The 25,123-nt window shown below is 39.4% G+C and carries 9 protein-coding genes; all 9 read left to right on the plus strand.

Annotation, left to right across the window (positions count from 1 at the left end; all coding sequences use genetic code 11):
- The first annotated feature begins 103 nt into the window (after positions 1 to 103).
- The 9 genes from OGM63_RS24680 to OGM63_RS24720 all read left to right on the plus strand — a co-directional run bounded on the left by OGM63_RS24680 (position 104) and on the right by OGM63_RS24720 (position 25,100).
- On the plus strand, positions 104 to 4,711 hold the full coding sequence (locus tag OGM63_RS24680; RefSeq protein WP_263748315.1) for a non-ribosomal peptide synthetase: 4,608 nt from the start codon (positions 104 to 106) through the stop codon (positions 4,709 to 4,711).
- Positions 4,708 to 9,504, plus strand: a complete 4,797-nt coding sequence (locus tag OGM63_RS24685) for a non-ribosomal peptide synthetase (protein ID WP_263748316.1) — start codon at positions 4,708 to 4,710, stop codon at positions 9,502 to 9,504. The genes OGM63_RS24680 and OGM63_RS24685 overlap by 4 nt, the downstream gene beginning before the upstream one ends.
- Positions 9,501 to 10,913 (plus strand): condensation domain-containing protein, encoded by a 1,413-nt coding sequence (locus OGM63_RS24690; RefSeq protein ID WP_263748317.1) that lies wholly within the window; start codon positions 9,501 to 9,503, stop codon positions 10,911 to 10,913. The genes OGM63_RS24685 and OGM63_RS24690 overlap by 4 nt, the downstream gene beginning before the upstream one ends.
- A gap of 50 nt (positions 10,914 to 10,963) precedes the next feature.
- Complete coding sequence (locus tag OGM63_RS24695; protein ID WP_263748318.1) at positions 10,964 to 11,845, plus strand: cupin-like domain-containing protein; 882 nt, start codon at positions 10,964 to 10,966, stop codon at positions 11,843 to 11,845.
- Positions 11,846 to 11,885: 40 nt separating this feature from the next.
- Positions 11,886 to 13,139, plus strand: coding sequence for a diaminobutyrate--2-oxoglutarate transaminase (ectB, locus tag OGM63_RS24700; protein WP_263748319.1), 1,254 nt, complete (start codon positions 11,886 to 11,888; stop codon positions 13,137 to 13,139).
- A 77-nt stretch (positions 13,140 to 13,216) separates the two neighbouring features.
- Complete coding sequence (locus OGM63_RS24705; protein WP_263748320.1) at positions 13,217 to 19,243, plus strand: non-ribosomal peptide synthetase; 6,027 nt, start codon at positions 13,217 to 13,219, stop codon at positions 19,241 to 19,243.
- A gap of 60 nt (positions 19,244 to 19,303) precedes the next feature.
- Complete coding sequence (panP, locus tag OGM63_RS24710) at positions 19,304 to 20,959, plus strand: pyridoxal-dependent aspartate 1-decarboxylase PanP (RefSeq protein ID WP_263748321.1); 1,656 nt, start codon at positions 19,304 to 19,306, stop codon at positions 20,957 to 20,959.
- A gap of 50 nt (positions 20,960 to 21,009) precedes the next feature.
- Complete coding sequence (locus OGM63_RS24715; RefSeq protein WP_263748322.1) at positions 21,010 to 21,783, plus strand: class I SAM-dependent DNA methyltransferase; 774 nt, start codon at positions 21,010 to 21,012, stop codon at positions 21,781 to 21,783.
- Between the two features lie 125 nt (positions 21,784 to 21,908).
- A complete protein-coding gene (locus tag OGM63_RS24720) occupies positions 21,909 to 25,100 on the plus strand; it encodes a type I polyketide synthase (protein WP_263748323.1) in 3,192 nt (1,063 codons plus the stop codon).
- Positions 25,101 to 25,123 lie beyond the last annotated feature (23 nt).

The following is a 25,123-nucleotide window of genomic DNA, read 5'->3' on the forward strand; positions in this document are numbered from 1 at the left end:
CTCCCATCCATCGAGCCTCTGCGTGACGGCAGTCGCTACAACGGGGGGAAAATACGCAACGCGCTGCCTCCTCTGGTTGAAAAAAATTACAATATAAATCCCTATGAATTTACATTCACTTTTAACCGACTTGTCCCATCGAGGCGTAAAACTATCTGCTAATGGCAACTCTCTAGATATTGATGCACCAAAGGGAGTCATTACCCCAGAATTACGTGATTCATTAGCGAAACATAAAGCCGAATTACTAACATTACTCCAACAAAACGGCACAAGTACCACCTCTCTACCCAAAATTGAGCCAGCACCAGAGTCCCGTTATGAGCCTTTCCCTCTGACTGATATGCAGTATGCCTTTTGGGTAGGACGTAGTGGCGTACTGGAACTAGGGAATGTAGCTAATCACGGTTATTACGAAATTGAATGTAAATATCTACACATAGAACAGTTGAATGTGGCGCTGCAAAAAGTCATAGAGCGTCACGATATGCTCAGGGCGATAGTCTTGCCAAACGGACAGCAGCAAGTTTTAAAGCAAGTACCCTTTTATACAATAGAAACTTTAGATTTAAGAGACAAAACTGAAGACATTGCCAATGCAGAACTAGATGCAGTGCGTCAGCGAATGTCCCATCAGGTGATTCCGAGCGATCGCTGGCCTTTATTTGAGTTTAGAGTCACACGTTTGGCAGAAGAGAGTTTTCGGTTACACGTCAGTTTTGACTTGCAAATATTTGATGCGTGGAGTCTGTTTCGGTTATTTGACGAATGGTTTCAACTTTATCAGCATCCAGAGGAGCTATTACCACCCTTAGAAATTTCCTTCCGGGACTATGTTTTAGCAGAGCAAAGCATAGAACAAACAGAATTATATAAGCGATCGCAAGCCTATTGGTTTAATCGTCTAGACGAGTTATCACCAGCCCCAGATTTACCACTGGCTAAAAGTCCCAAGGAAATCAAACACCACCAAAACAAGCGTTATGAAGGACGGTTAGAACCAACACAATGGCAGCAGTTAAAGCAACGTGCGGCAAATGCTGGGTTAACTCCCTCTGGGGTTTTACTGGCTGCTTTTACGGAAATATTGACTCTGTGGAGTAAAAGCCCCCGGTTTACCCTAAATCTTGCCTTATTTAACCGCTTACCGTTGCATCCCCAAGTTAACGATATTTTAGGGGACTTTACCTCTGTCACCTTATTAACTGTAGATAATTCTCAGCCCGAAGCATTTAGAGAGCGATCGCGCCGTCTGCAACAACAACTATTGCAAGATTTAGAACATCGCTACATCAGTGGTGTGCGCGTCACGCGGGAACTAGCGCGCAGACAAGGAACAGCACCCAGTGCCATGCCAATTGTCTTTACTAGCACCCTTGGCTTTAGTTCCCTGGGACAAGAAACCTTAACTTTTAGCCATTTTGGTGACTTAGTTTATGGTATCAGTCAGGCTTCTCAGGCTTGGATGGATATTCAAGTTTGGGAAGAAAAGGAAACTTTGACTTGCAACTGGGATGTGGTGGAAGAACTTTTCCCGACAGGCTTAATTAGCGATATGTTTGAGGCTTATTTTAGTTTACTCAAACAACTAGCTACTTCCGAATCAGCTTGGTTGAACACTAATAGACAACTAATTCCTCCCCTACAATTAGCGCAACGCGATCGCATTAATGCCACAACCGTACCCACTCCCGACGCAATGCTGCACACAATGTTTGCCCAGCAAGCACAGCAGCGCAAAACAGCACCAGCAATCATTTCCTCCCAATGCACCTTAACTTACCAAGAGTTATACACACTCTCTAATCAACTAGGTCATCGACTGCAACGACTAGGGGCTACTCCTAACCAATTGATTGGTGTAGTCATGGATAAGGGCTGGGAGCAAATTGTGGCTGTTATGGGGATTTTAGCCTCTGGTGCGGCGTATGTGCCCATAGATCCAAACTTGCCACAACAACGCCGAGATTATCTGTTAGCAAACAGTGAAGTGAAGATTGTTCTTACCCAATCTTGGTTGGATGAGAAATTAGATTGGCTGTCAGGAATTCAACGTCTATGTATAAATACTCAAGAACTAGCAAAAGAAAGTCACGAACCGCTACAATCAGCACAAACACCTGATGATTTAGCCTACGTTATTTACACCTCTGGTTCTACAGGCTTACCTAAAGGGGTAATGATTAGCGATCGCAATGTTGTTAACGTCGTTATCCACACTAACCAACGCTTCAATATTGGTTGCCAAGATAGAATTTTAGCAGTGACGGCGTTAAACCATGACTTGTCTGTATATGACATTTTTGGTTTGTTGTGTGCAGGTGGCGCAATTGTGATCCCTGATGCTTGTGGTGTGAAAGACCCGGCGCACTGGGCAGAGTTGATGGTGCGGGAGAAAGTGACGCTGTGGAATTCCGTCCCCGCTATGATGCAAATGTTGGTGGAATATGCCGAGAGTCAATCTGTAGTCATCCCTGCAAGCTTGCGTTTGGTAATCATGGGTGGTGATTGGTTGCCGGTGTCTCTCCCTGAACGCCTGAGAATTTTAGTACCAAAAGTAGAAATATTGAGTATTGGCGGTCCTACAGAAACCACTATTTGGAATATTGGTTATTTAATTACAGAGGTTGACCCGAATTGGAAGAGTATTCCCTATGGACAACCGATGGCTAATGCCAAATACTACATTTTGAATGAAGCTTTAGAAGATTGTCCCGTTTGGGTTCCTGGTCAAATGTATTGTGCTTCTGTGCAGGTGGCTCAAGGTTATTGGCGTGATGCTGAAAAAACGGCGGCTAAATTCATTACCCATCCTCGCACCCAAGAACGTATTTACTGCACAGGCGACCTTGGTCGTTATTTACCCGATGGCAACATTGAATTTTTAGGCAGGGCAGATTTCCAGGTCAAAATCAGGGGTTATCGCATCGAATTAGGTGAGATTGAAGCCGCTATCAAACAGCATCCAGGGGTAAAAGAGGCGATCGCTGTTACAATTCCAGGTGTCGAACAATCTCATCAACAAATTATTGCCTGCATAGTGCCGAATCAACAGCAAGCAGAAACGCTGTTTGAACTCGAAAGGGTAGATAGTGGCGAGACACAACAGTTATGGCAGAATTTAGTTAAAAAGGGCGCGAAAATAGCTCAACAAAACTTGGATGCTGTGAAACCAGAAGTCTTCGCTGCTTTTTGGCAACAATATCTAGACCCACTTTATACCTACGCTGTGAGTATTGCCTTTCATCAGTTTGGCGTTTATACCCAACTCCATGAGGGGTACTCTCTGGATGAATTGATGCAGCGAGGTCAAATTAAACCCCGCTATCGTCAATGGCTGAGTCGCGCTTTATCTTTCTTGGTAGATTTGGGATGGTTAGAAGTACGTAGTGACAAGTTTATTAATACTCGACTTCTACCTAATAGTTTCCCTACAGAATTGTTAGCCAAGATTCTATCAGAAGCCGCGCCCATTCTCGACTACAACCAAAATACAGTCCAATTATTGGTTAATTCGGCGAGAAATTTGGCAGCGATTCTCACCGAAAATATTCACTCGGCTCAAATTATTGCTACAGATGAAATTCCCGCCCTGTATCGCAAAGAATTTCAAGCGGGTAGTTTAGTCATTCGGGAAATTTTACATCACCTTGCCCAGTCTTGGGACTCAAAAACTAACTTGCGAATTTTAGAAATTGGGGCGGGAACTGGTGCTGTGACTAGGGAAATATTGCCAGTTTTACCACCAGAAAAAACCACCTATGTTTATACAGATATTTCTCAGTATTTCTTACAGTTAGGACAGCAAGATTTTGGTCACTATCCTTTCTTAGAAACTGCTTTATTCAACTTAGAACAGTCGCCCCAAGAGCAAGGCTATGAACTCCACAGTTTTGATGTGATTATCGCTGGTGGTGTAATTCATGCTACCCGTGATATTAAAGAATCTTTGGATAATATGCGATCGCTCTTAGCCCCTAATGGTTTGTTACTGTTTGTCGAACCAACAAAACTACACCCATTTTGGGAGCTATTTATGGGATTGCAGCAAGGTTTTGACCGCTTTGAAGATACTTCATTACGGTCTCATCCGCTCCTGTCGCCAAAACAATGGCAAGAAGTGTTAATAGCACAAGGATTCACAGATTGCACAGTATTTAATCAGCCAGGCTCGATTGCTGACTTTTTGGCAGTTTATACTTTTATGGCGCGGGGTTCTGCATCTGTACAGAAGTTTAAAAAGCAAGAAATCAGGAGCTTTTTACAGCAAAAATTGCCTGATTACATGATTCCTAGCGAATTTATGCTGCTAGATGCTCTGCCACTGACAGCAAATGGTAAAGTCAATCGCCAAAATCTGCGATCTGCCTTTGGTGGCAACGCTTCGCTATCGCAATGCAAAACCAACTACGTCACACCACAAACAGAAACTGAGCAAATCATAGCCAGTATTTGGCAAGAGGTGCTACGAGTGGAGAAAGTTGGTATAAACGATAAGTTTTTTGAATTAGGGGGAGATTCTTTACAAGCAACGCAGGTTATCGCTCGAATGCGCGAGAAATTCCCAGTTAATTTACCTGTGCAGAATTTACTGCAAGCACCAACTTTATCTAGCTTGGCAAAGTCAATTGACGAAATTCAGCAAACAACGCAAAAACTCCAAGCCCCAATTCATGAAGCATTAGATAATCGCGTGGAGGTTGAACTATGAAATTAATTTCAGAGTTTTTATCTGAATTGAGTAATTTAGACATCAGGCTGTGGTTAGATGGCGTTAACGGAGTTCCTCCCCAGGAGGCTCGCCTGCGCTGTAACGCTCCCAAAGAAATACTCACAGCAGAGTTACAAGCTGAGATAGCTGTACGTAAAGCAGAAATTATCCAATTTCTTAACACTAGTTCTACTCAAGAAACAATCAAAGCAGTTCCCCGCAATCAACATTTACCTTTGTCTTTTGGGCAGCAAGGACTATGGTTTATCGACCAATTAGCAGGTGGTAGTACGGCTTACAATCAATTATTTGCCATTAAGTTGCAAGGTGTAGTAGAAGTACCCATTCTTGAGCAAGCACTGACGGAAATAATTAGACGGCACGAAATTCTCCGCACTACATTTAAAACTAGTAATGGGCAAGCCTTCCAAGCAATAGCCCCTAAACCAAATTTTACCCTAGCAGTAGAAACCCTACAATGGCAAGAACTCCAGCCGTTTGGTGTGGCTCAATCCCAGCGTCCTTTTAACTTGGCAGAGGGTTCATTACTGCGAGTTACTTTAGCGAAACTTGCACCAGAAGAATATGTATTACTGTTTGTCATTCATCATGCGATCGCTGATGCTTGGTCAAGTAAAATTTTCATCCAAGAACTAGCCGCAATCTATGAGGCTTTCGCTTTCGGTAAACCTTCACCCTTACCAGAGTTACCCATTCAGTATGCTGATTTTGCTGATTGGCAGCATCACAAGTTGCAACAATTATTACCAGAACAACTCCGCTACTGGGAACAGAAACTTAGTGATACACCACCTGTATTACAATTACCCAGTCGCCCAAGATTAGCGGTGCAAAGTTTCCGGGGAGATATCATTACCCTAGAACTCAACCAAGACTTAACTACCAAGCTCAAACAACTCAGTCAGCAGTCAGGGGTAACTTTATTTATGACCCTGCTGGCGGCATTTAATACACTACTATACCGATATACCAACCAGGATGATATCTGTGTCGGGACGACTATTGCTAATCGTCACAGCCGCGAATTAGAATCACTCATTGGTTATTTTCTTAACACTCTGGTGATGCGTACCGACTTATCGGGGAATCCGACTTTTCGGGAGTTGTTACAGCGAGTTCAGAATGTCGCTTGGGAAGCATACAATCACCAAGATTTACCCTTCGGTCAGTTAGTAGCAAAATTACAGCCAACGCGGGATTTATCTCATACACCATTGTTTCAGGTGATGTTTGTCCTCGAAAATGCACCCAAACAAGAGGTACAGCTTTCAGGACTTACCCTCAGCTTCTTGGAAATACCATTAGTAACGGCTAAGTTTGATTTATCTGTGTCAATGCGGGAGACTGAACAGGGGTTGTTAGCGAAGTTTGAATATAATACAGACTTGTTTGATGCAGACGCAATTACCCGAATGGCAGGACATTTCCAGACTTTACTCTGGGGAATTGTGAATAATCAAGAAAAGTCTATCTCGGAATTACCCTTGTTGACTGAAGCAGAACGCTATCAGTTACTAGTAGAGTGGAACAATACTCAAGCTGAATATCCTCAAACTTGTCTGCATCAATTATTTGAGGCGCAGGTAGAACAAATACCTGATGCTGTTGCGGTAGTATTCGGCGAGGAAAAATTAACTTACAAAGAGTTAAACACCCGTGTAAATCAACTAGCACATTATTTACAGACATTGGGTGTCAAACCAGATGTACCAGTGGCTATCTGTTTTGAGCGTTCTTTAGAAATGATTGTGGGGTTATTGGGGATTCTCAAGGCTAGTGGTGCATACATACCACTTGATCCCACATACCCAAAAGAGCGTTTAACTCAGATGTTATCTGATTCCCAGACATCGTTATTGTTGACAACTGACAATTTAGCGATCGCCTTACCTGAGCATCCATTAAATGTAGTTTATTTAGACACAAACTGGTCAATTATTGCCCAACAAAGTCTAGAAAATCCGGTGACTGAAGCCACACCAAAAAATCTGGCTTATGTCATCTACACATCCGGTTCCACAGGTCAACCCAAAGGCGTGGCTTGCACACATCAAGGGGTGACTAATTTACTGGCAGATTTTCAAATTAAACAGCCACTTGCTCAGGGTAATAGATGTAGTTTATGGACGAGCATTAGTTTTGATGTCTCAGTTTATGAAATTTTTTCAGCTTTATTGGTGGGGGGAGAACTACATCTCACCTCAGAAAGTATGCGCTATGAAGCAATCACATTATTTGAGTGGTTGCAGTCACAGCAGATTCATAGTGCTTACATTCCTCCTTTCATGCTGAAAGATTTAGCTGATTGGTTGCAGAAAAAACCCCGTAAGCTGGCTTTAAAAAGATTACTTGTGGGAGTAGAACCCATTGCCGAACAGTTACTGCAATCTATCAGTCAACTAGTTCCTGGTTTGCAGATTATCAATGGTTATGGTCCATCAGAAGCTACCATCTGCGCCACTTTGTATACTGTTTCATCTCCATCGACTTGTCACCAAAATACACCCATAGGCAGACCAGTACAAAATACAGAAATTTACTTGCTGGATGCTTATCTCCAACCTGTGCCATTAAATGTACCAGGTGAATTGTATATTGGCAGTGTTGGTTTAGCATCAGGCTACCTTAACAACTCATTATTGACCGCCCAAAAGTTTATTTCCAACCCCTTTAAAGATACAATTTCTGGATGTTGCGACTCTCGCCTTTACAAAACTGGAGACTTAGGACGCTATTTAAGTGATGGTAATATTGAGTTTCTAGGGCGAATCGACAATCAGGTAAAACTGCGTGGTCTCCGCATCGAACTAGGCGAAATTGAAGCAGTTTTGAGTAAGCATCCACAAGTGCGACAAGTAGTGGTTATCCTGCGTGAAGATACAGATTTTCCGCGCTTGGTAGCTTACATTGTGCCGCACAAACAGGCGCAAAATCTCGTAGGTGAACTACGGAACTTTCTAACAGCACATTTGCCTAATTATATGGTGCCATCGGCTTTTCTCATACTAGAGGCATTGCCGCTTTTTCCTAATGGTAAGGTGAACAAGCAAGGTTTACCAGCCCCCGACACAAGTAGACCTGAATTAGACAAAGCATTTGTCGCACCGCGCACTTCTGCCGAAATTACGCTTTGTGAAATCTGGGCGGAATTTCTCAATGTGACACAAGTGGGTATCAATGATAACTTTTTTGAGTTAGGCGGGGATTCAATTATTGCTATTCAAATCATCGCCAAAGCTAACCAAGCTGGTTTAAAACTGACAACGAAACAATTATTTCAGCATCAAACTATCGCTCAGTTAGCAAATGTAGCAGTTCTAAAACAGACAATCCAAATCGAACAAGGACTCATTACAGGTGCAGTATCTTTAACACCTATTCAACATTGGTTTTTTGAGCAAAATTTCTTAAATCCCCATCACTGGAACCAGACAATCGCGCTGGAAATGCCCCAAGCTCTAGATTTAGACTTATTAGAGCAGGCATTACAACATTTATTATTGCATCATGATGCCTTGCGGTTACGGTTTGAAAAAACAGAATTTGGTTGGCAACAAATTCTCGTCGGTAGTGATATAACAGCCGCATTAGCACGCTTTGATTTCTCAAGACTGCCAAAAATAGAGCAAGAACAAGCTTTTCAAGACAGCACCGCCGAATTACAAACTAGTCTGAACCTATCAGATGGATCAATAGTACGATTTGCTGTCTACGACTTTGGGACGGAACAACCACGCCGCTTGTTACTTATCATCCATCATTTAGCCGTAGATACTTTCTCTTGGCGAGTTTTACTAGAAGATTTGCAAACAGCCTATCAACAGCTAAACCAAGGAAAAAATCTGGAGTTACCAGCCAAAACAAATTCTTTTAAATATTGGTCAGAACATCTGCATGAGTATGCCCAATCTGTTAATCTGCAAAAAGAAAGAGATTACTGGTTAACCCAGTGCCAACAGCAGACACTACCAGTAGATTTTCCTGATGGTGAGAATATAGTAGCTTCCCAGAGAAATATTGCGATCGCCCTCAGCCTAGAACAAACCCAAGCCTTACTCCAAAAAGTACCGCAAGCTTATAACACCCAAATCAATGATGTGTTACTCACAGCATTGGTACAAGCTTTTGCCCAATGGACAGGTACAGGCTCTTTATTAATAGCATTGGAAAGTCATGGACGAGAAGAAATTTTTGCAGATTTAGATTTATCGCGCACGGTTGGCTGGTTTACATCTATCTTTCCCGTACTTTTGGATTTAGGAAAAACTACTCATCCTGGAGAAGCCTTAAAAACAATTAAAGAGCAACTACGAGCTATTCCTGATGGCGGAATTGGTTACGGTATTCTGCGTTATTTGAATCAGGATAATGGATTACAAAATTATCCAGAGCCGGAAGTCGTCTTCAATTATTTAGGACAATTTGACCAGACATTTTCTAACTCGTCGCTATTTCGACTTGTGCAGAACTCCAGTGGATTAATGAGCAGTCCTCACAACAAAAGAAGTAGCTTATTAGAAATCAACGGCTTAGTAGTTAATAATCAACTGCAATTTGATTGGACATTTAGCGAAAATATCCATCGGTATTCTACTATCGAAAATTTAGCGCAAGAGTTTGTCAAAGCATTAACAGGAATTATTACTCATTGCCAATCTACTCAAGAAAAAAATTACACACCTTCTGATTTCCCAGAATTAGATTTAAGTCAAAAAGGGCTAGATAATTTCTTGGCAAAACTCAATCGTAAAGGTAAATCAAAAGTAATATGAATACAGAAAATGTAGAAGATATTTACGAACTTTCTCCCCTACAGCACGGAATTCTGTTTCACTGTGTCTATGGTTCGGAAGTGACACTTTATTTTTCCCAATTAGGCTTTACGTTTAAGGTGCGTGATAGTTTAAATTTTTCTGCTTTTGAACGTGCTTGGCAAGAAGTCGTAGCTCGACATACCATGTTGCGTACTGGCTTCTATTGGGAAGATATAGACAAACCTCTACAAGTTGTATATCGCCAAGTTAAATTACCCATAAACCAATATGATTTGCGAGGAATAGAAGCAACAGAACAACAAAAACTTTTCGATGATTTTTTAGTCAAAGATAGAGAGCAAGGCTTTGATTTCTCTCAAGCTCCTTTAATGCGAGTAACTCTAATTCATTTTGATGAGCATACTTATAAGTTTGTCTGGAGCTCACACATGATTATTGTAGATGGATGGTCATCACCGTTAGTAATTAAAGAAGTTATCGAATTATATACATCCTATAGTCAAGGTCAAAATATCGACTTAGGAAAAGGTAGTGTTTTTCGAGACTATATTGCTTGGTTGCGACGACAAAATTCATCAAAAGCTGAGATTTTTTGGCGACGGATGCTCAAAGGATTAAAAACATCTACTCCGCTCAATAATCTGTATGTAGATAACTTATATAACCCAGAAGAAAGATATGATGAACCACAAATAAAAATATCAAAAGCAACCACAGCAAAATTACAGTCCATAGCACGACAGCATCGTCTAACTATTAACGTCATTGCTCAAGCTGTTTGGGTTCTGCTTCTCAGTCGCTACACTTGTCAAACTGAAATTGTCTATGGTTGTACTGTTTCTGGTCGTCCCGTAGATTTAAAAGGTTCTGAGTCAATGGTAGGAATGTTAATTAATACCTTACCTGTCAGAGTTAAAGTAGATCCAGAACAGTATTTATTACCTTGGTTGCAACAATTTCAAGAACAATTAGTGGAAATTCGCCAATATGAATACACCTCACTAGTAGATATTCAACGCTGGAGTGAATTAACTCCGGGTATACCTTTATTCGACAGCATTTTTGTGTTTGAAAATCAACCAGTAGATGATATTCTTCAGGAATCACCAGAGCGAGAACAGAACATAGAACTCAGCCTAAATCTTTACAAAACTAACTATTCTCTGAATTTAGTTGGTTATCCTGGCTCACAATTACGCATCGGTATTAGCTACGATTTTCGCAGTTTTGATAGTGGTACAATTAATGGCATCTTGAGACATTTTGAGATATTACTAGAAAACATCGCCAAAAATCCTGAAGTGCGCCTAAAAAACTTATCTTTACTAACAGAGCAAGCAGGAGATGTCAGCTTGATGTTAGAAAAAACAGCAACATTTAATTTTGAATTGACTGTATGTAATTAATTGATAATTCAACCACAGAGACGTAGAGTTAGAGATTTAATCAACAAGTTATGCTTTCTATTTCTTCAGATATTGACCGACGTTATCAACTTTCAGGTAAAGAGTTTTTCTCAGAGTATGTCAAGAAATCTCAGCCAGTGATTATTTCTGGTGTAATTCAAACTTGGGATGCTTTTACTAAATGGTCATTACTATATTTTCAATCACTTGCCCCTGATTTAAAAATATATGCTAAACATTTCCGCAATGGTAAAATTGAAATAGAAAATTTTACTTTTCAAGAATATGCAGATATTTTAAATATAAATGAACAGGGAGAACAGGAAATTCGACCTCCTTATTGCCATGACTTACCTTTATTAAGCTTAATTCCTGAAATTGTTAAAGATATTCAACCATTTGTTTTAGAATACTTGCCAAAATGGTATAGTTATAAGTGGTGGCGTTATTGCCAGTTTTTTATTGGTGCATCTCGGAGTTTGACACCGCTACATTTTGACTGTCTACTCACAAATAATCTATTTTTTCAAATTTCTGGGCGTAAACAATTTACTCTGTTTCTCAGAGAAGATGCTCAATATTGTTATCGATATAATTGGCGATGGTTTAAGATTGACCCCGAAAAACCAGATTTAGCGCAATACCCACTTTATCAAAATGCCAAACCTATTCAAGTAATTGTGAACCCTGGCGATATTTTATATATGCCTCCAGGTACGTTGCATCATGTGAGAAGCTGGGATAAATCCATTTCTTTTAATATCGATTGGCACACACAGCATAGTGTATTGCAAGGTCTAGCAGCAATTACTAAAGGTATGCCATTAAAGAATGTTTACTACAACTTTTTATTGGCACTAGGATTAATTGTTAAAGTTCCACCACAAGTAATATTTAGATTTTACAAAACTTATCTAAATTACGTTTCGTAACTAACAAAATTGCATCTTATTACGCACTAAGGAAAAGTAAATGAATATCTTTGAAACAAGAGAATCTAATGTCAGAAGTTATTGCAGAAGCTTTCCAACTTTATTTCACAGAGCCAAAGGTGCTTTTATCTATTCAGAATCAGGAGAAGCTTATATTGATTTTTTAGCAGGTGCAGGAGCTTTAAATTATGGACATAACAACGACTACATTAAACAAAAGGTCATAGCATACTTAGATGCTGATGCGATCGCACATGGTTTAGACTTTCATACATCTGCCAAAGAACAGTTTATCTCGAAGTTTACAGAAACAGTATTAACGCCCAAAAATTTAGATTATCGGCTTCAGTTTTGTGGACCTACAGGAACCAATGCTGTAGAAGCTGCATTGAAATTAGCCAGGAAGGTTAAACAAAGACCAGGCATATTTTCCTTCATGGGAGGCTATCATGGTATGACCTTGGGTAGCTTATCCATTAGTGGCAATCGTGATATCAAAGCTGGGGCATTTGGTACATCAAGTAATGTTACATTTATGCCCTATCCATTTGGCTTTATGGAAAGCTTTGACACGATAGAATTTATTGAGTCAGTCCTCAATGATGTCAATTCAGGAATTGAAAGACCAGCCGCCATTATATTTGAAACGGTGCAAGCAGAAGGCGGAGTAATTGTAGCACCAATAGAGTGGATGCAAAGACTGAGAAAATTGTGCGATCGCCATGATATATTATTGATTTGTGATGATATTCAAGTCGGCTGTGGTAGGACTGGTCCATTCTTTTCTTTTGAAAGAGCTAATATTATTCCTGATATGGTAGTCCTTTCAAAATCTATCGGTGGCTATGGTTTTCCTATGTCTTTGTTATTGTTGAAACCAGAGTTAGATATTTGGGAACCTGGCGAACACAATGGTACTTTTAGAGGCAATCAACTAGCCTTTGTTGGTGGTACTGCTGCCCTCGAATATCGGGAAATTGTCAATCTAGAAAAAGAAGTTAAACTTAAAGAATCCTTTTTACATAATTTCTTAATTGATAAAATAGTCTCCATTAGTGAGAAAATAAAAATACGGGGCACAGGTTTAATTTGGGGTATTGATATTTCCAACTTTGGTGATGCTAATTTAGCAAAAAAAATTACTTCCCGTTGTTTTGAATTAGGTTTAATAATTGAAAAGGCTGGCAGAAATAACACTGTCATTAAAATATTGCCACCTTTAACAATTGAAATGCCCATATTAGAACAAGGGTGTTCGATTATTAAACAAGCCTTTGATGATTGCGTAGTTTAGATAAAACTCTCATTCATTTTCCCTGCGTCTGATGCGTCTTATATCCCATCAATTATTTTGTAACAAGGTGACAGATAATGGTTGCGATTCAAACTAAACCTACAATTACATCTGAAGTTTTATTTACACAAAAAATTTATTGGTTGAATCAATTATCAGAGGAGTTACCAGAGACAAATTTAATTACAGACTATGTTAGACCTGCTATTTACTCTGGTAAGCATAAATCAGTTAGTTTCCAATTATCTGCTTATTTGTCAGAAGCTATTCTCACATTGAGCAATAATTCTCATCTATCAACATATTTGATTTTGTTGTCTGCATTCAGTGTATTGATGCAGAAATATACTGGAAATAGTGATAATATTATTGGTTGTCCTACTTACTGCTTAACAGAAGTTGATAGCAATGTAAATCAAGTCTTACCCCTACGGATTAATGTTGATAAAAATCAAACATTTAAAGATTTACTGCTACAAGTTAAAGCAACAACAATCAACGCCTATTGCCATCAAAATTATCCCGTTGATGAATTAGCACAACTCTTAAATTTACCCAATCAGCAAAATCGCTATCCTTTTTGTGACATTGTTGTTCTATTAGAAAATATTCATCAAGAAAATGACTTTACAGGTATTAATAATGATGTCACATTATCATTTCAAGTTATTGATAATTTATTATTAGGTAGAATAGATTACAATGAGCATCTGTTTAGAGAAGATGCTATTAAATGTTTAATTAAATCTTATTTGAATGTCCTGGAATGTGTGATTAACAATTATCACATGAAAATCACAGATATATCTTTTTTAAATATAGAAGAACAGCACCAGCTATTAGAAGAATTTAATTATAAAACCAAACAATATCCAATTACTCAAACAATCGATCAATTATTTGCCCAGCAAGCCCAAGTAACGCCAGAAAGAATTGCTGTTGAGTATGCAGATAGCCAGCTAACCTATCAACAATTAAATGCCAAAGCGAACCAATTAGCTAGATTCCTCCAACAGTTAGGTATTAGAAAAGGGGAAATTGTTGGCATCCTTAAAGAGCGAGATATTAATTTTTTAATCGGCATCCTTGCTATTTATAAAGCTGGTGGAGCATATCTACCAATTGATAGCCAGTATCCAACTGATAGAATTAAATATATGGTATCTAACAGTGAAGTCAAAATAATTTTGACAGACTCTTCCTGTTTAGATATGTTTACAGATTTAGCAGGAAATATCCTGAATTTAAAATCTCTAGTTTGTTTAGATACCTCAGAAAATCCTATAAATCCTGCTCAATTAACTGATATTAATATATATAATCAACTTAATTTTCAGCATTTATCTACTGAGAATTTAATTACTAGCAATACAGCTACAGATCCAGCTTATATGCTATATACATCTGGTTCGACTGGATTGCCAAAAGGCGCAATAGTCAGACATGACGGGGCGATTAATCATATATATGCCCAGTTTGATGAACTAGAGTTAACAGCAGATTTTGCTTTTTTACAAAGCGCACCCTCTTCTACTGATATTTCTGTCTGGCAATTTTTAGCTCCACTTTTGATTGGTGGTAAGACAGTTATAGTAGATACTGAATCAGGGTTTATTCCCGAAAAATTATTTAAAGTTCTCCAAGAAAAAAGTATTACTGTTGTGGAATTAGTTCCAGCAGTATTTGGAGGATTAATAGATTATATTTGCCAACTCCCAGAAGACCAAAGACAATTACCTGATTTAAAGTGGATGATGGTTGTTGGTGAACCAGTTGCGGTTAAACGAGTTAATCAATGGTTGAGTTTGTATCCTGCAATTAAAATAGCTGATGCCTATGGACCTACCGAAGCTGCGGACGATATCACTCAATTTATTATTGATCAACCTTTACCAGAAAACCAACGTACTGTTTCTATTGGTCAGCCTTTAACTAACTTAAATATCTATATTATTGATCGAGAAATGCAGTTAGTGCCAATTGGATTTCCGGGAGAGATATGTGTATCAGGAATTGGTGTAGGAGATGGTTATTGGCAAAATCCAGAGAAAACAAAATTAAGTTTTGTTCCTAATCCCTTCCCCCATCCGACAAAAAAATTACCAGCAGTAAACCCAGATTTAATGTATAAAACTGGAGATTTAGGTAGATGGCTACCTGATGGGAATATCGAGTTTTTGGGACGTATAGATAACCAAGTCAAAATTCGCGGTTTTCGGGTTGAACTGGAAGAAATAGAAGCACTGCTACGTCAGCATATATCTGTGCGGGAAACTGTAGTTATTGTGCGGGAAGATACAGGTGAGAAGCGTACTTCGGCTCCCTTCGACTTCTCTACGAGACGCTACGCGAACGCTCAGGGCAAGCCGCTCAGTACAAGTCTGGTAGCATATATAGTTCCTCAAACTGAATGTTCAGCAGACTTAGTGTCAGAACTACGAGAACTACTCAAACAAAGGTTGCCGCAACACATGATGCCATCAGCCTTTATGTTGCTTGATGATTTACCATTAGCTCCCAGTGGCAAAGTAGACCGCCGCGCCTTACCTGTACCTGACTTTACCAAACTTCAAAACCAAAATACTTTTGTTGCTGCTTCTACTCCCATTCAAGAAATGCTGACGGGAATTTGGGCGGAAGTTTTAAGTCTAGAAAAAGTAGGTATTCACGACAACTTCTTTGAATTGGGGGGACATTCCCTATTAGCGACTCGTGTGATTTCCAAAGTGCGGCAGTTGTTTGAGGTAGAATTGCCTCTGCGTCGTTTGTTTGAACAGCCAACAGTGGCTGGGTTAGCAACAGTTATTGAGAATGCTATTAAGGCGGGGATAGGTTTAGATGCTCCTCCCGTTGAGCGCGTTTCTAGAGATGGGGAATTAATCTTATCTTTTGCTCAACAACGGTTGTGGTTCCTGACTCAGCTACAACCAAATAGTCCCTTTAATAATTTATGTGCTGCTTTTCGCTTGCAAGGTGAACTGAACGTACAAGCACTACAGCAAAGCTTTCATGAAATTGTGCGTCGTCATGAAGTTTTACGCAGCAATTTTCAGACAGTTGCCGGAAAACCAGTGCAAATCATTTCATCAGAGGCAACTTTTTGTTTGCCAGTAGTTGATTTGAGTGATTTATCGGCTGATTTACAAGCAGTTCAAATTGAACAACTGACACAAACAGAAGCACAACAGCCTTTTAACCTACAAACTGACTTGATGCTACGGGCGAAGTTATTATGCTTGGGCGAACAAGAATATTTACTATTATTGACTGTGCATCATATTGCCTCTGATGGTTGGTCAATAGGTGTATTTGTGCAGGAACTTTCCACACTTTATCAAGCTTTCTGTACTGGGCAACTTTCTAATTTATCAGCAGTGCCAATTCAGTATGCAGATTTTGCCGCTTGGCAACGACACTGGTTAGTGGGGGATGTCCTAGAGTCGCAACTGGCTTACTGGCGACAGCATTTAGAAGGCGCACCTGCACTGCTTGAATTACCCACAGACTATACAAGACATGCTGTTCAAACTTTCCGGGGTGCTAACTATACTTTTGAACTTTCTCCTGAACAAAGTGCTGCGCTGAAAAGTTTCAGCCAGGAACAGGGATGTACCTTGTTTATGACACTGCTGGCAGCTTTTAAAACTTTGCTATATCGCTACACAGGTAATGAAGATATTGTGGTGGGTTCTCCCATCGCTAACCGCAACCGTGCGGAGATAGAAGGATTAATTGGCTTTTTTGTTAATACTTTAGTGTTGCGATCGCGCTTAGACGGTAATCCTACATTTGAGGAATTATTGAGTCGGGTGCGTGAGGTAGCTTTAGGTGCTTATTCTCACCAAGATTTACCTTTTGATGTGCTGGTGGAAGAATTGCAACCACAGCGTTCTTTAAGTTATGCACCCCTATTCCAAGTGATGTTTGTGCTGCAAAATGCACCGATGTCAGAGATAGAGTTGTCAGGTTTGAATTTGAGTCTGCTGGAAAATGACAACGGTACAGCTAAGTTTGATTTGACTTTGTTCATGGAAGAGACGGATGCGGGAATTGTCGGGACTTTTGAATACAGTACCGATTTGTTTGAGGCTGATAGTATACAGCGAATGTCGGAGCATTTGCAGACATTACTAGCGGGAATTGTCAGCGATCCTCAGCAGCAACTTTGGGAATTACCGTTGTTAAGTGAAGCTGAAAAGACGCAGTTGCTAAAATGGAATGATACCCAAGCTAAGTATCCGCAACAGTGCATTCATGAGTTATTTGTAGCGCAAGTAGAACGTACACCCGACGAGGTGGCTGTAGTTTGTGGTGCAGAACAGTTAACTTACAAAGAGTTAAATCAGCGTGCGAATCAACTGGCGCATTATTTGCGCTCATTGGGTGTAGGTAAAGAGGTATTGGTGGGAATATGTGTAGAACGTTCCCTAGATATGATAGTTGGGCTTTTGGGGATTCTCAAGGCAGGTGGTGCATATTTACCTTTAGACCCGGCGTACCCACAGCAACGACTAGCTTTTATGTTGGCGGATGCGGGGGTGTCATTTGTTATTTGTCATCAGTCATTTGTTGATAGATTTGACAAGATGACGGTCGTGTGCATAGATACTGAGTGGGATCAGATTGCTCAAGCTAGTCAAGAGAATCCGGTGAGTGAGACTACAACTGAGAACTTGGCTTATGTGATCTATACTTCTGGTTCTACTGGCAAACCTAAAGGAGTTTTGGGGTTACACAAAGGTGCTGTCAATCGTTTCCATTGGATGTGGGAGACTTATCCGTTTACAGAGGGAGAAGTTTGTTGTCAGAAAACATCCTTAAACTTTGTGGATTCAGTTTGGGAGATTTTTGGCTCTTTACTGCAAGGGGTGAAGACGGTAATTGTAGGCGATCGCACTGTCAAAGATCCACAGCAATTTATTGAAACACTAGCTCAACATCATGTCACCCGACTGGTGCTAGTTCCCTCGTTGTTGCGGGTGCTGTTAGATAGCCGCAATTTACAAGCAAGATTACCAAAATTAAAGTTGTGGGTAACTAGTGGCGAAGCCCTTAACATTGAATTGTTACGCAAGTTTCGGCAGACATTACCGGATAGTACCCTGTTGAATCTTTATGGTTCTTCCGAAGTATCGGCAGACGTGACCTGTTACAGTGTAACTCCTAGAGAGCAACTGCCTAAACGGGTGGCGATTGGGAGCGCGATCGCTAATACACAAATTCATCTGTTAGATAAATATCTCCAACCTGTTCCTATTGGTGTAACTGGTGAACTATATGTTAGTGGTGCGGGATTGGCTAGAGGTTATATTCATCAACCAGAACTTACCGCAAATAAATTTATTTCCAAAGCCGGAATAACGCTTTATAAAACAGGAGATTTAGCACGTTATCAAGCTGATGGTAACTTGGAGTTTTTAGGAAGAATTGACAACCAAGTTCAATTACGGGGTTTTCGTGTAGAACTAGGAGAAATTGCGGCAATATTACGCCAATCTGCCAAAATTCGAGAGGCTGTTGTGGTAGTGAAAGAAGAACAACAGCAGTTAATTGCTTATGTAGTTTCTGAAGACAAAGAAGTAATTATTAGCGAGTTACAGCATTTACTAAAAGAGAAGTTACCAGAATATATGCTGCCTTCGGCTTTTGTGAGCTTAGAAGCTTTACCACTACTACCCAATGGTAAAGTAGACTATCAATCGCTGCCAACTACCGAGGGTGTGCGTCCGCAGCTAGAACAGCAATTACAACTTCCGCAAACTGAGGTAGAAAAAACCATTGCTAATATTTGGCAAGAAGTTTTGCGGCTGGATGAGGTAGGTATACATGATAATTTCTTTGAACTTGGTGGACATTCGTTACTTTTGATTCAAGTTCATAGCAAGCTGCAAGAAGTATTTCAACGAGATTTTGCTTTAGTTGAAATGTTTCAATATCCAACTATCAGTCAGTTAACTAAGTTTTTTAGTCAGGAACAGAGTTCACAATTATCTGTAGGAATAAATAATCGTGAGTTGGCAAGTAGAACAGTATCTATACAGCGACGTAAGGAAATTAGAAATAAAGCTCACGCCAAGATGCAGAGGCGCAAAAAGGAGGAATAAGAGAGTTGACGCATCACTGAGGTAGTTAAGTAAGTGCTAAATATTTAGGAATATAAAAAGATGACATTAAGTAAACAAGAAATACCCACCCAAAGTTATTTGTTGGAAACTGAGGAAATATTGCATTCTGATATTGAGAAACAGGTAATGCAATTATTTAGTTTATCTAGGATAAATGCTGAAAATATAGATGAGTTAATTGATGATATATCTGATAATTTCTTAGGTGCAGATACAGCTAGTAGTGATATTGATTTGGATTCATTGGCGACCAAATTTTGTGATAGTAGAGTACCTAGTCACCCGGCAAATTTAGATAAATATCTGGAATATTTATCTGATAATGTTATTGCCCATGCAATTCATACTGCTTCACCCAAATTTATTGGTCACATGACCTCGGCACTACCTTATTTTGTGCAACCACTAGCCAAGTTGATGACGGCGATGAATCAAAATTCAGTAAAAATTGAGACAGCAAAATCTCTGAGTTTTTACGAGCGTCAAGCTTTAGCAATGTTGCATCGGCAAATATATAATTTTTCTGATAATTTTTACGCTGAACATATTCAAAATAGTCAAAGTACACTGGGAATTTTGACATCTGGTGGGACAACAGCAAACATTACTGCTATGTGGTGCGCTCGGAATGCTGTTTTGGGTGCAAAAGATGATTTTTTAGGTGTGGAAAAGGAAGGTTTAACAGCAGCATTAAATTTCTATGGCTACAAAGGAGCAGCAATCATTGGCTCGGAATTAATGCATTTTTCCTTTGATAAAGCGGCAGATTTGCTAGGGATTGGGAATCGGGGGTTGATGAAAATTCCCGTTGATAGTAACAATCGGGTGAGAGTGCGATCGCTACGTCAAGCTGTAGCTAAATGTCGTGAGCAAAACTTGTGTATAATTGCCATTATTGGTATTGCTGGCACTACAGATTCAGGTGGCTTAGATCCACTATTAGATATTGCCGAAATTGCCCAAGAAGCTAATGTTCATTTTCATGTAGATGCCGCTTGGGGAGGTCCATTAATTTTTTCTCAGCAACATCGCTCTAAAATTGCAGGGATTGAACAAGCTAATTCAGTCACCATTGATGGACATAAACAACTTTATTTACCAATGGGTATTGGTATGCTATTTATGCGTGAACCATACATAGCACAATCCATTGAAAAGCAAGCCAGCTATACCATGCGTAAGGGTTCTTTCGATTTAGGTAAACGCGCTTTGGAAGGTTCTCGTCCTGGTATGGCATTATTTTTACACGCTGGATTGAATTTAATTGGCAGTCAAGGATATGAATTTTTAATTGATGAAGGTATTAGAAAAACTCAATATATGGCTAATCGAATTCGTTCAATGCCTGAGTTTGAGTTGCTCGCAGAACCTGATACTAACTTGCTCCTTTATCGCTATATTCCCGAATCTTTAAGAGAGCTTGTGGTTAAAAAACAGTTGACGGAAACTGACAATTTATTTATTAATCAATTTAATGAGCATCTGCAAAAAAAACAACGCCAAGCAGGTCATACTTTTATCTCGCGGACGATGAAAACTAGCAATTGCTTTAGTCAAGAAATTTCCATTGTAGCACTGCGGGCAGTATTAGCAAACCCACTCACAACAGAAGATGATATTGATGCAGTGTTAAATGACCAGATTCAGATTGCCTCAGAAATTTATATGCCAACATCTTCTGAAAATGTAGCTTAGAAGATTTGAAAAATCCCTAAATAGAACAAATTTAACTTGGAGCAATTTTTATGTATTTAGCAACTCCACATCTTGAAGAAAACGCTCAAAATCTTTATAACAATTGGGCTTTTGCCTATCCACAAGATAATAGTAGCGAACTTTGGCTAGAATTTTTAGGTCAATATATTTTAGAAAATCTGCCCGAAAGCGCTCGTATTTTAGATGTTGGTTGTGGTCATGGTCAATTAGTCAGTAAATTAATCACAAAAGGTTATCAAGTAACTGGGCTTGATTTATCAGAAGAGATGTTACGGTATGCTCGCAAGAATGCACCCAGTGGTGAATTTATTCAGAGTGATATACGCTCTTTTGAAATGCCACCTACTTTTCATGCAGTTGTTTCATCGAGTACAGTATTTAACTATATGTTAAGTATTGAAGATTTGACAAAAGCTTTTCAACAAGTGTATTCCTCGCTATTACCTAATGGCTGGTTTGGGTTCGATATGAGTGAAGGTGAAATAGTGCAAGAAGATTATAATCTAGTTGAGGAATGTAGTGGTGATTTTGGCGATGACTATACATGGCTGCAACGTTCAATTTACGACCCAAAAAGTAAGTTATGGCAAAGTCATTATGTCACATTTCAATTGCTTGATGGAAACTGGCAACGAAAAGATGTAAATTGCACAGCAAAAGCTTATTCTCGGACAGAGGTTCAGTCTGTTCTAGAAAAAGTGGGCTTTACGAAAGTTTTGGTCAATGATGTAAGGAATGATGCTAAAATAGCTGGTTTAGCAGATTCCAGGATAGTATACGTTTTTCGTAAAAGTTTATCCTAAAAACTAATTCAACCCCCAACCAGCCCTTCTTTAATAAAAAATAGATAATTAAATACTTGTCTTTAATCAAGAGAAGGGCAGAAACAATCGGAGTATTAAAACAATATTTATAGACTTTTACTTTGATGAATACTGATAATAACTCTCAAATCATAGATGGTGATGCAATAGCAATAATTGGTATGGCTGGACGCTTTCCTGGTGCTAAGAATGTTAATATTTTTTGGCAAAATTTACGAGATGGTGTAGAGTCAATTACTTTTTTTAATGATGAGGAATTACTCTCAGCCGGAATCAAGCCAAAATCACTTAATGACCCTAATTATGTCAAAGCATTTGGTGTATTAGAAGATATCGAATTATTTGATGCTAATTTTTTCGGATTCACTCCTAAAGAAGCAGAAATAATAGACCCGCAACATCGGCTATTTATAGAATGTGTTTGGGAAGCATTAGAAAATGCTGGTTACAATTCTACAATTTATCCTGGTCAAATTGGTCTGTTTGCTGGTGCTGCTTTAAGTTCTTACTTATTGCATAATTTATTTTCTCAATTTTATCCCCATTGGGATATGTTAAAACCAGTGGAATCATTTCAAATGTTTATAGGGAATGATAAAGACCATTTACCGACACAAATTTCTTATAAATTAAATTTAAAAGGACCAAGTGTTAATGTCCAAACGGCTTGTTCTACATCCTTAGTGGCTGTGCATTTTGCTTGTCAAAGTTTGCTCAATGGCGAAAGTGATATGGCTTTGGCTGGTGGTGTATCTATACATTTGCCCCAAACAGCAGGTTACTATTATGAACAAGGGGGAATTTTATCAAATGATGGTCACTGTCGCGCCTTTGATGCCGATGCTAGTGGTACTATTTTCGGTAACGGCTTGGGTGTGGTAGTCCTCAAAAGATTAGAAGATGCTGTGCGCGATCGCAATTATATTCATGCTGTCATTAAGGGTTCAGCAATTAATAATGATGGCTCTTTAAAAGTCGGTTATACAGCACCTAGTGTAGATGGTCAAACAGCAGTAATTTTAGAAGCATTAGCATTAGCTGATGTTGAACCTGAAACTATTTCTTATATTGAAACTCATGGTACGGGTACTGTATTAGGAGATCCCATTGAAATTGCGGGTTTAACACAAGCTTTTCGTAATAGCACTGATAAAAAAGGTTTTTGTGCGATCGCTTCAGCAAAAACCAATGTCGGACACCTGAATACAGCAGCCGGTGTGACTGGCTTAATTAAAACTGTTCAAGCTTTAAAACATCAACAAATACCTCCCAATTTGCACTTTCAAACACCTAATCCCCAAATAGATTTTGCAAATAGTCCTTTCTATGTGAATACGAAATTATCAGAATGGAAAACTAACGGTGAACCGCGTCGTGCTGGAGTTAGTTCTTTTGGGATTGGTGGAACTAATGCTCATGTGATTTTGGAAGAAGCACCTATTTTTAGGCAGGGGGCAGGTGAGACCAACCCCCGTCTTGGCGGTCTCCGTCACGTTCGCGTAGCGTCCCGGAGGGAACTTGGGGGACTGGCGAACCCAAAGGGGGGTAGGGAGCTGGGGAGAGATTATCAACTATTATGTTTATCAGCTAAAAGTGAGCAGGCACTTGAGCAAATAAAGATTAATCTAGCTACGCATTTACAACAACATCCTGAATTGAATTTAGCGGATGTTACTTATACTCTCTGCATTGGGCGGCAGGCTTTTGACTATCGTCAAATGGTGGTTTGTCGTGATATTGAAGATGCAATTAAAGTCTTAGCAAATTTAGATACACAACGAATTTTCACCTTCTATCAAAAACCGAGCAAACGTCCAGTTATTTTTATGTTTTCGGGACAGGGTTCGCAGTATGTAAATATGGCGCGGGAACTATATGAAGTTGAGCCAATTTTTCAAGAACAAGTAGATATTTGTGCAGATATTCTTAAACCGCACTTAGGGTTAGACATACGTCAAACAATTTATCCCAGCGAACAAGAAATACAAACAGCTTCTGCCCAACTACAACAAACAGCAATCGCTCAACCAGCATTATTCACTATTGAGTACGCCTTAGCCAAGTTATGGATGTCTTGGGGTGTGCTACCTACAGCAATGATAGGTCATAGCATTGGTGAGTATGTAGCTGCTACTTTAGCCGGTGTGTTCACTTTAAAAGATGCCTTGGCTTTAGTTGCCGCGAGAGGACAAATGATGCAGCAACAGCCGTCCGGAAGTATGTTGGCTGTAGCACTACCAGAAGCCGAAGTAAAACAATTTTTAGGTCAAGAACTTTCTCTTGCAGCTGTCAATAGTCCATCTGCTTGTGTTGTTTCTGGAAAGACAGAAATTATCGAGACTTTACAAAACTATTTAGCGAATAAAAATATAAATTGCCGTCTTTTATATACATCTCATGCCTTCCATTCCCAGATGATGGAGCCGATTTTAGCAGATTTTACTGAAGAAGTGAAAAAAGCTAATCCTCAGATACCTAAAATCCCCTTTATTTCTAATCTGACTGGTACTTGGATTCAAGCAAATGAAGCTACAAATACCCATTATTGGAGTCAACATTTACGCTCTTGTGTGAGATTTTCAGAGGGAATATCTGAGTTACTAAAACAGTCAGAAGGAATTTTTCTAGAAGTAGGAGCAGGTCGGACATTAAGCACATTAACAAGACAGCATTTAACAACCAATTCCAAACAATTAATATTAACTTCTCTGCGTCATCCCCAAGAACAACAAACAGATATTGCTTTTATCTTAAATGCATTAGGTCAGCTATGGCTGGCAGGTATAGATATAGATTGGTCAGAATTTTATAGTCACATACAACCTTATCGTGTTCCTTTACCTACGTATCCTTTCGAGCGTCAACGTTATTGGATTGAGGCAAAAATGCCATCATTAGTATCACAAGAAGAAAATAAAGTTTTTTCTCAATCAGCAACATTAACAGAAACGAAAGTACAAGAATCAAATATATCTTATTCCCGTCCCAATATTAGCAACTCCTACATTGCTCCCACTAACGAATTAGAAGAACAAATCGCCAAAGTTTGGCAAGAAGTGCTAGGAATTCAGCAAGTTGGAATTTATGATAACTTCTTTGAATTGGGAGGAGATTCTTTAATTGCCACTCAACTTGCTTCGCGTCTACAAGCAAATTTCCCTGTAGAATTAGCACTCCGCGAACTGTTATTACAAGCCTTAACTGTTGCCAAACAAGCAGAAATGATTGAAGAACTTCTCCTAGAAAAAATCGCGGAATTATCCGAAGAAGAAGTTCAAACTATTCTTACTACTTAATACCTTTACTCTGGATACCTCTG

This window comes from Plectonema radiosum NIES-515, assembly GCF_025753815.1.
GTDB classification, from domain to species: Bacteria; Cyanobacteriota; Cyanobacteriia; order Cyanobacteriales; family Nostocaceae; genus Hassallia; species Hassallia radiosum_A.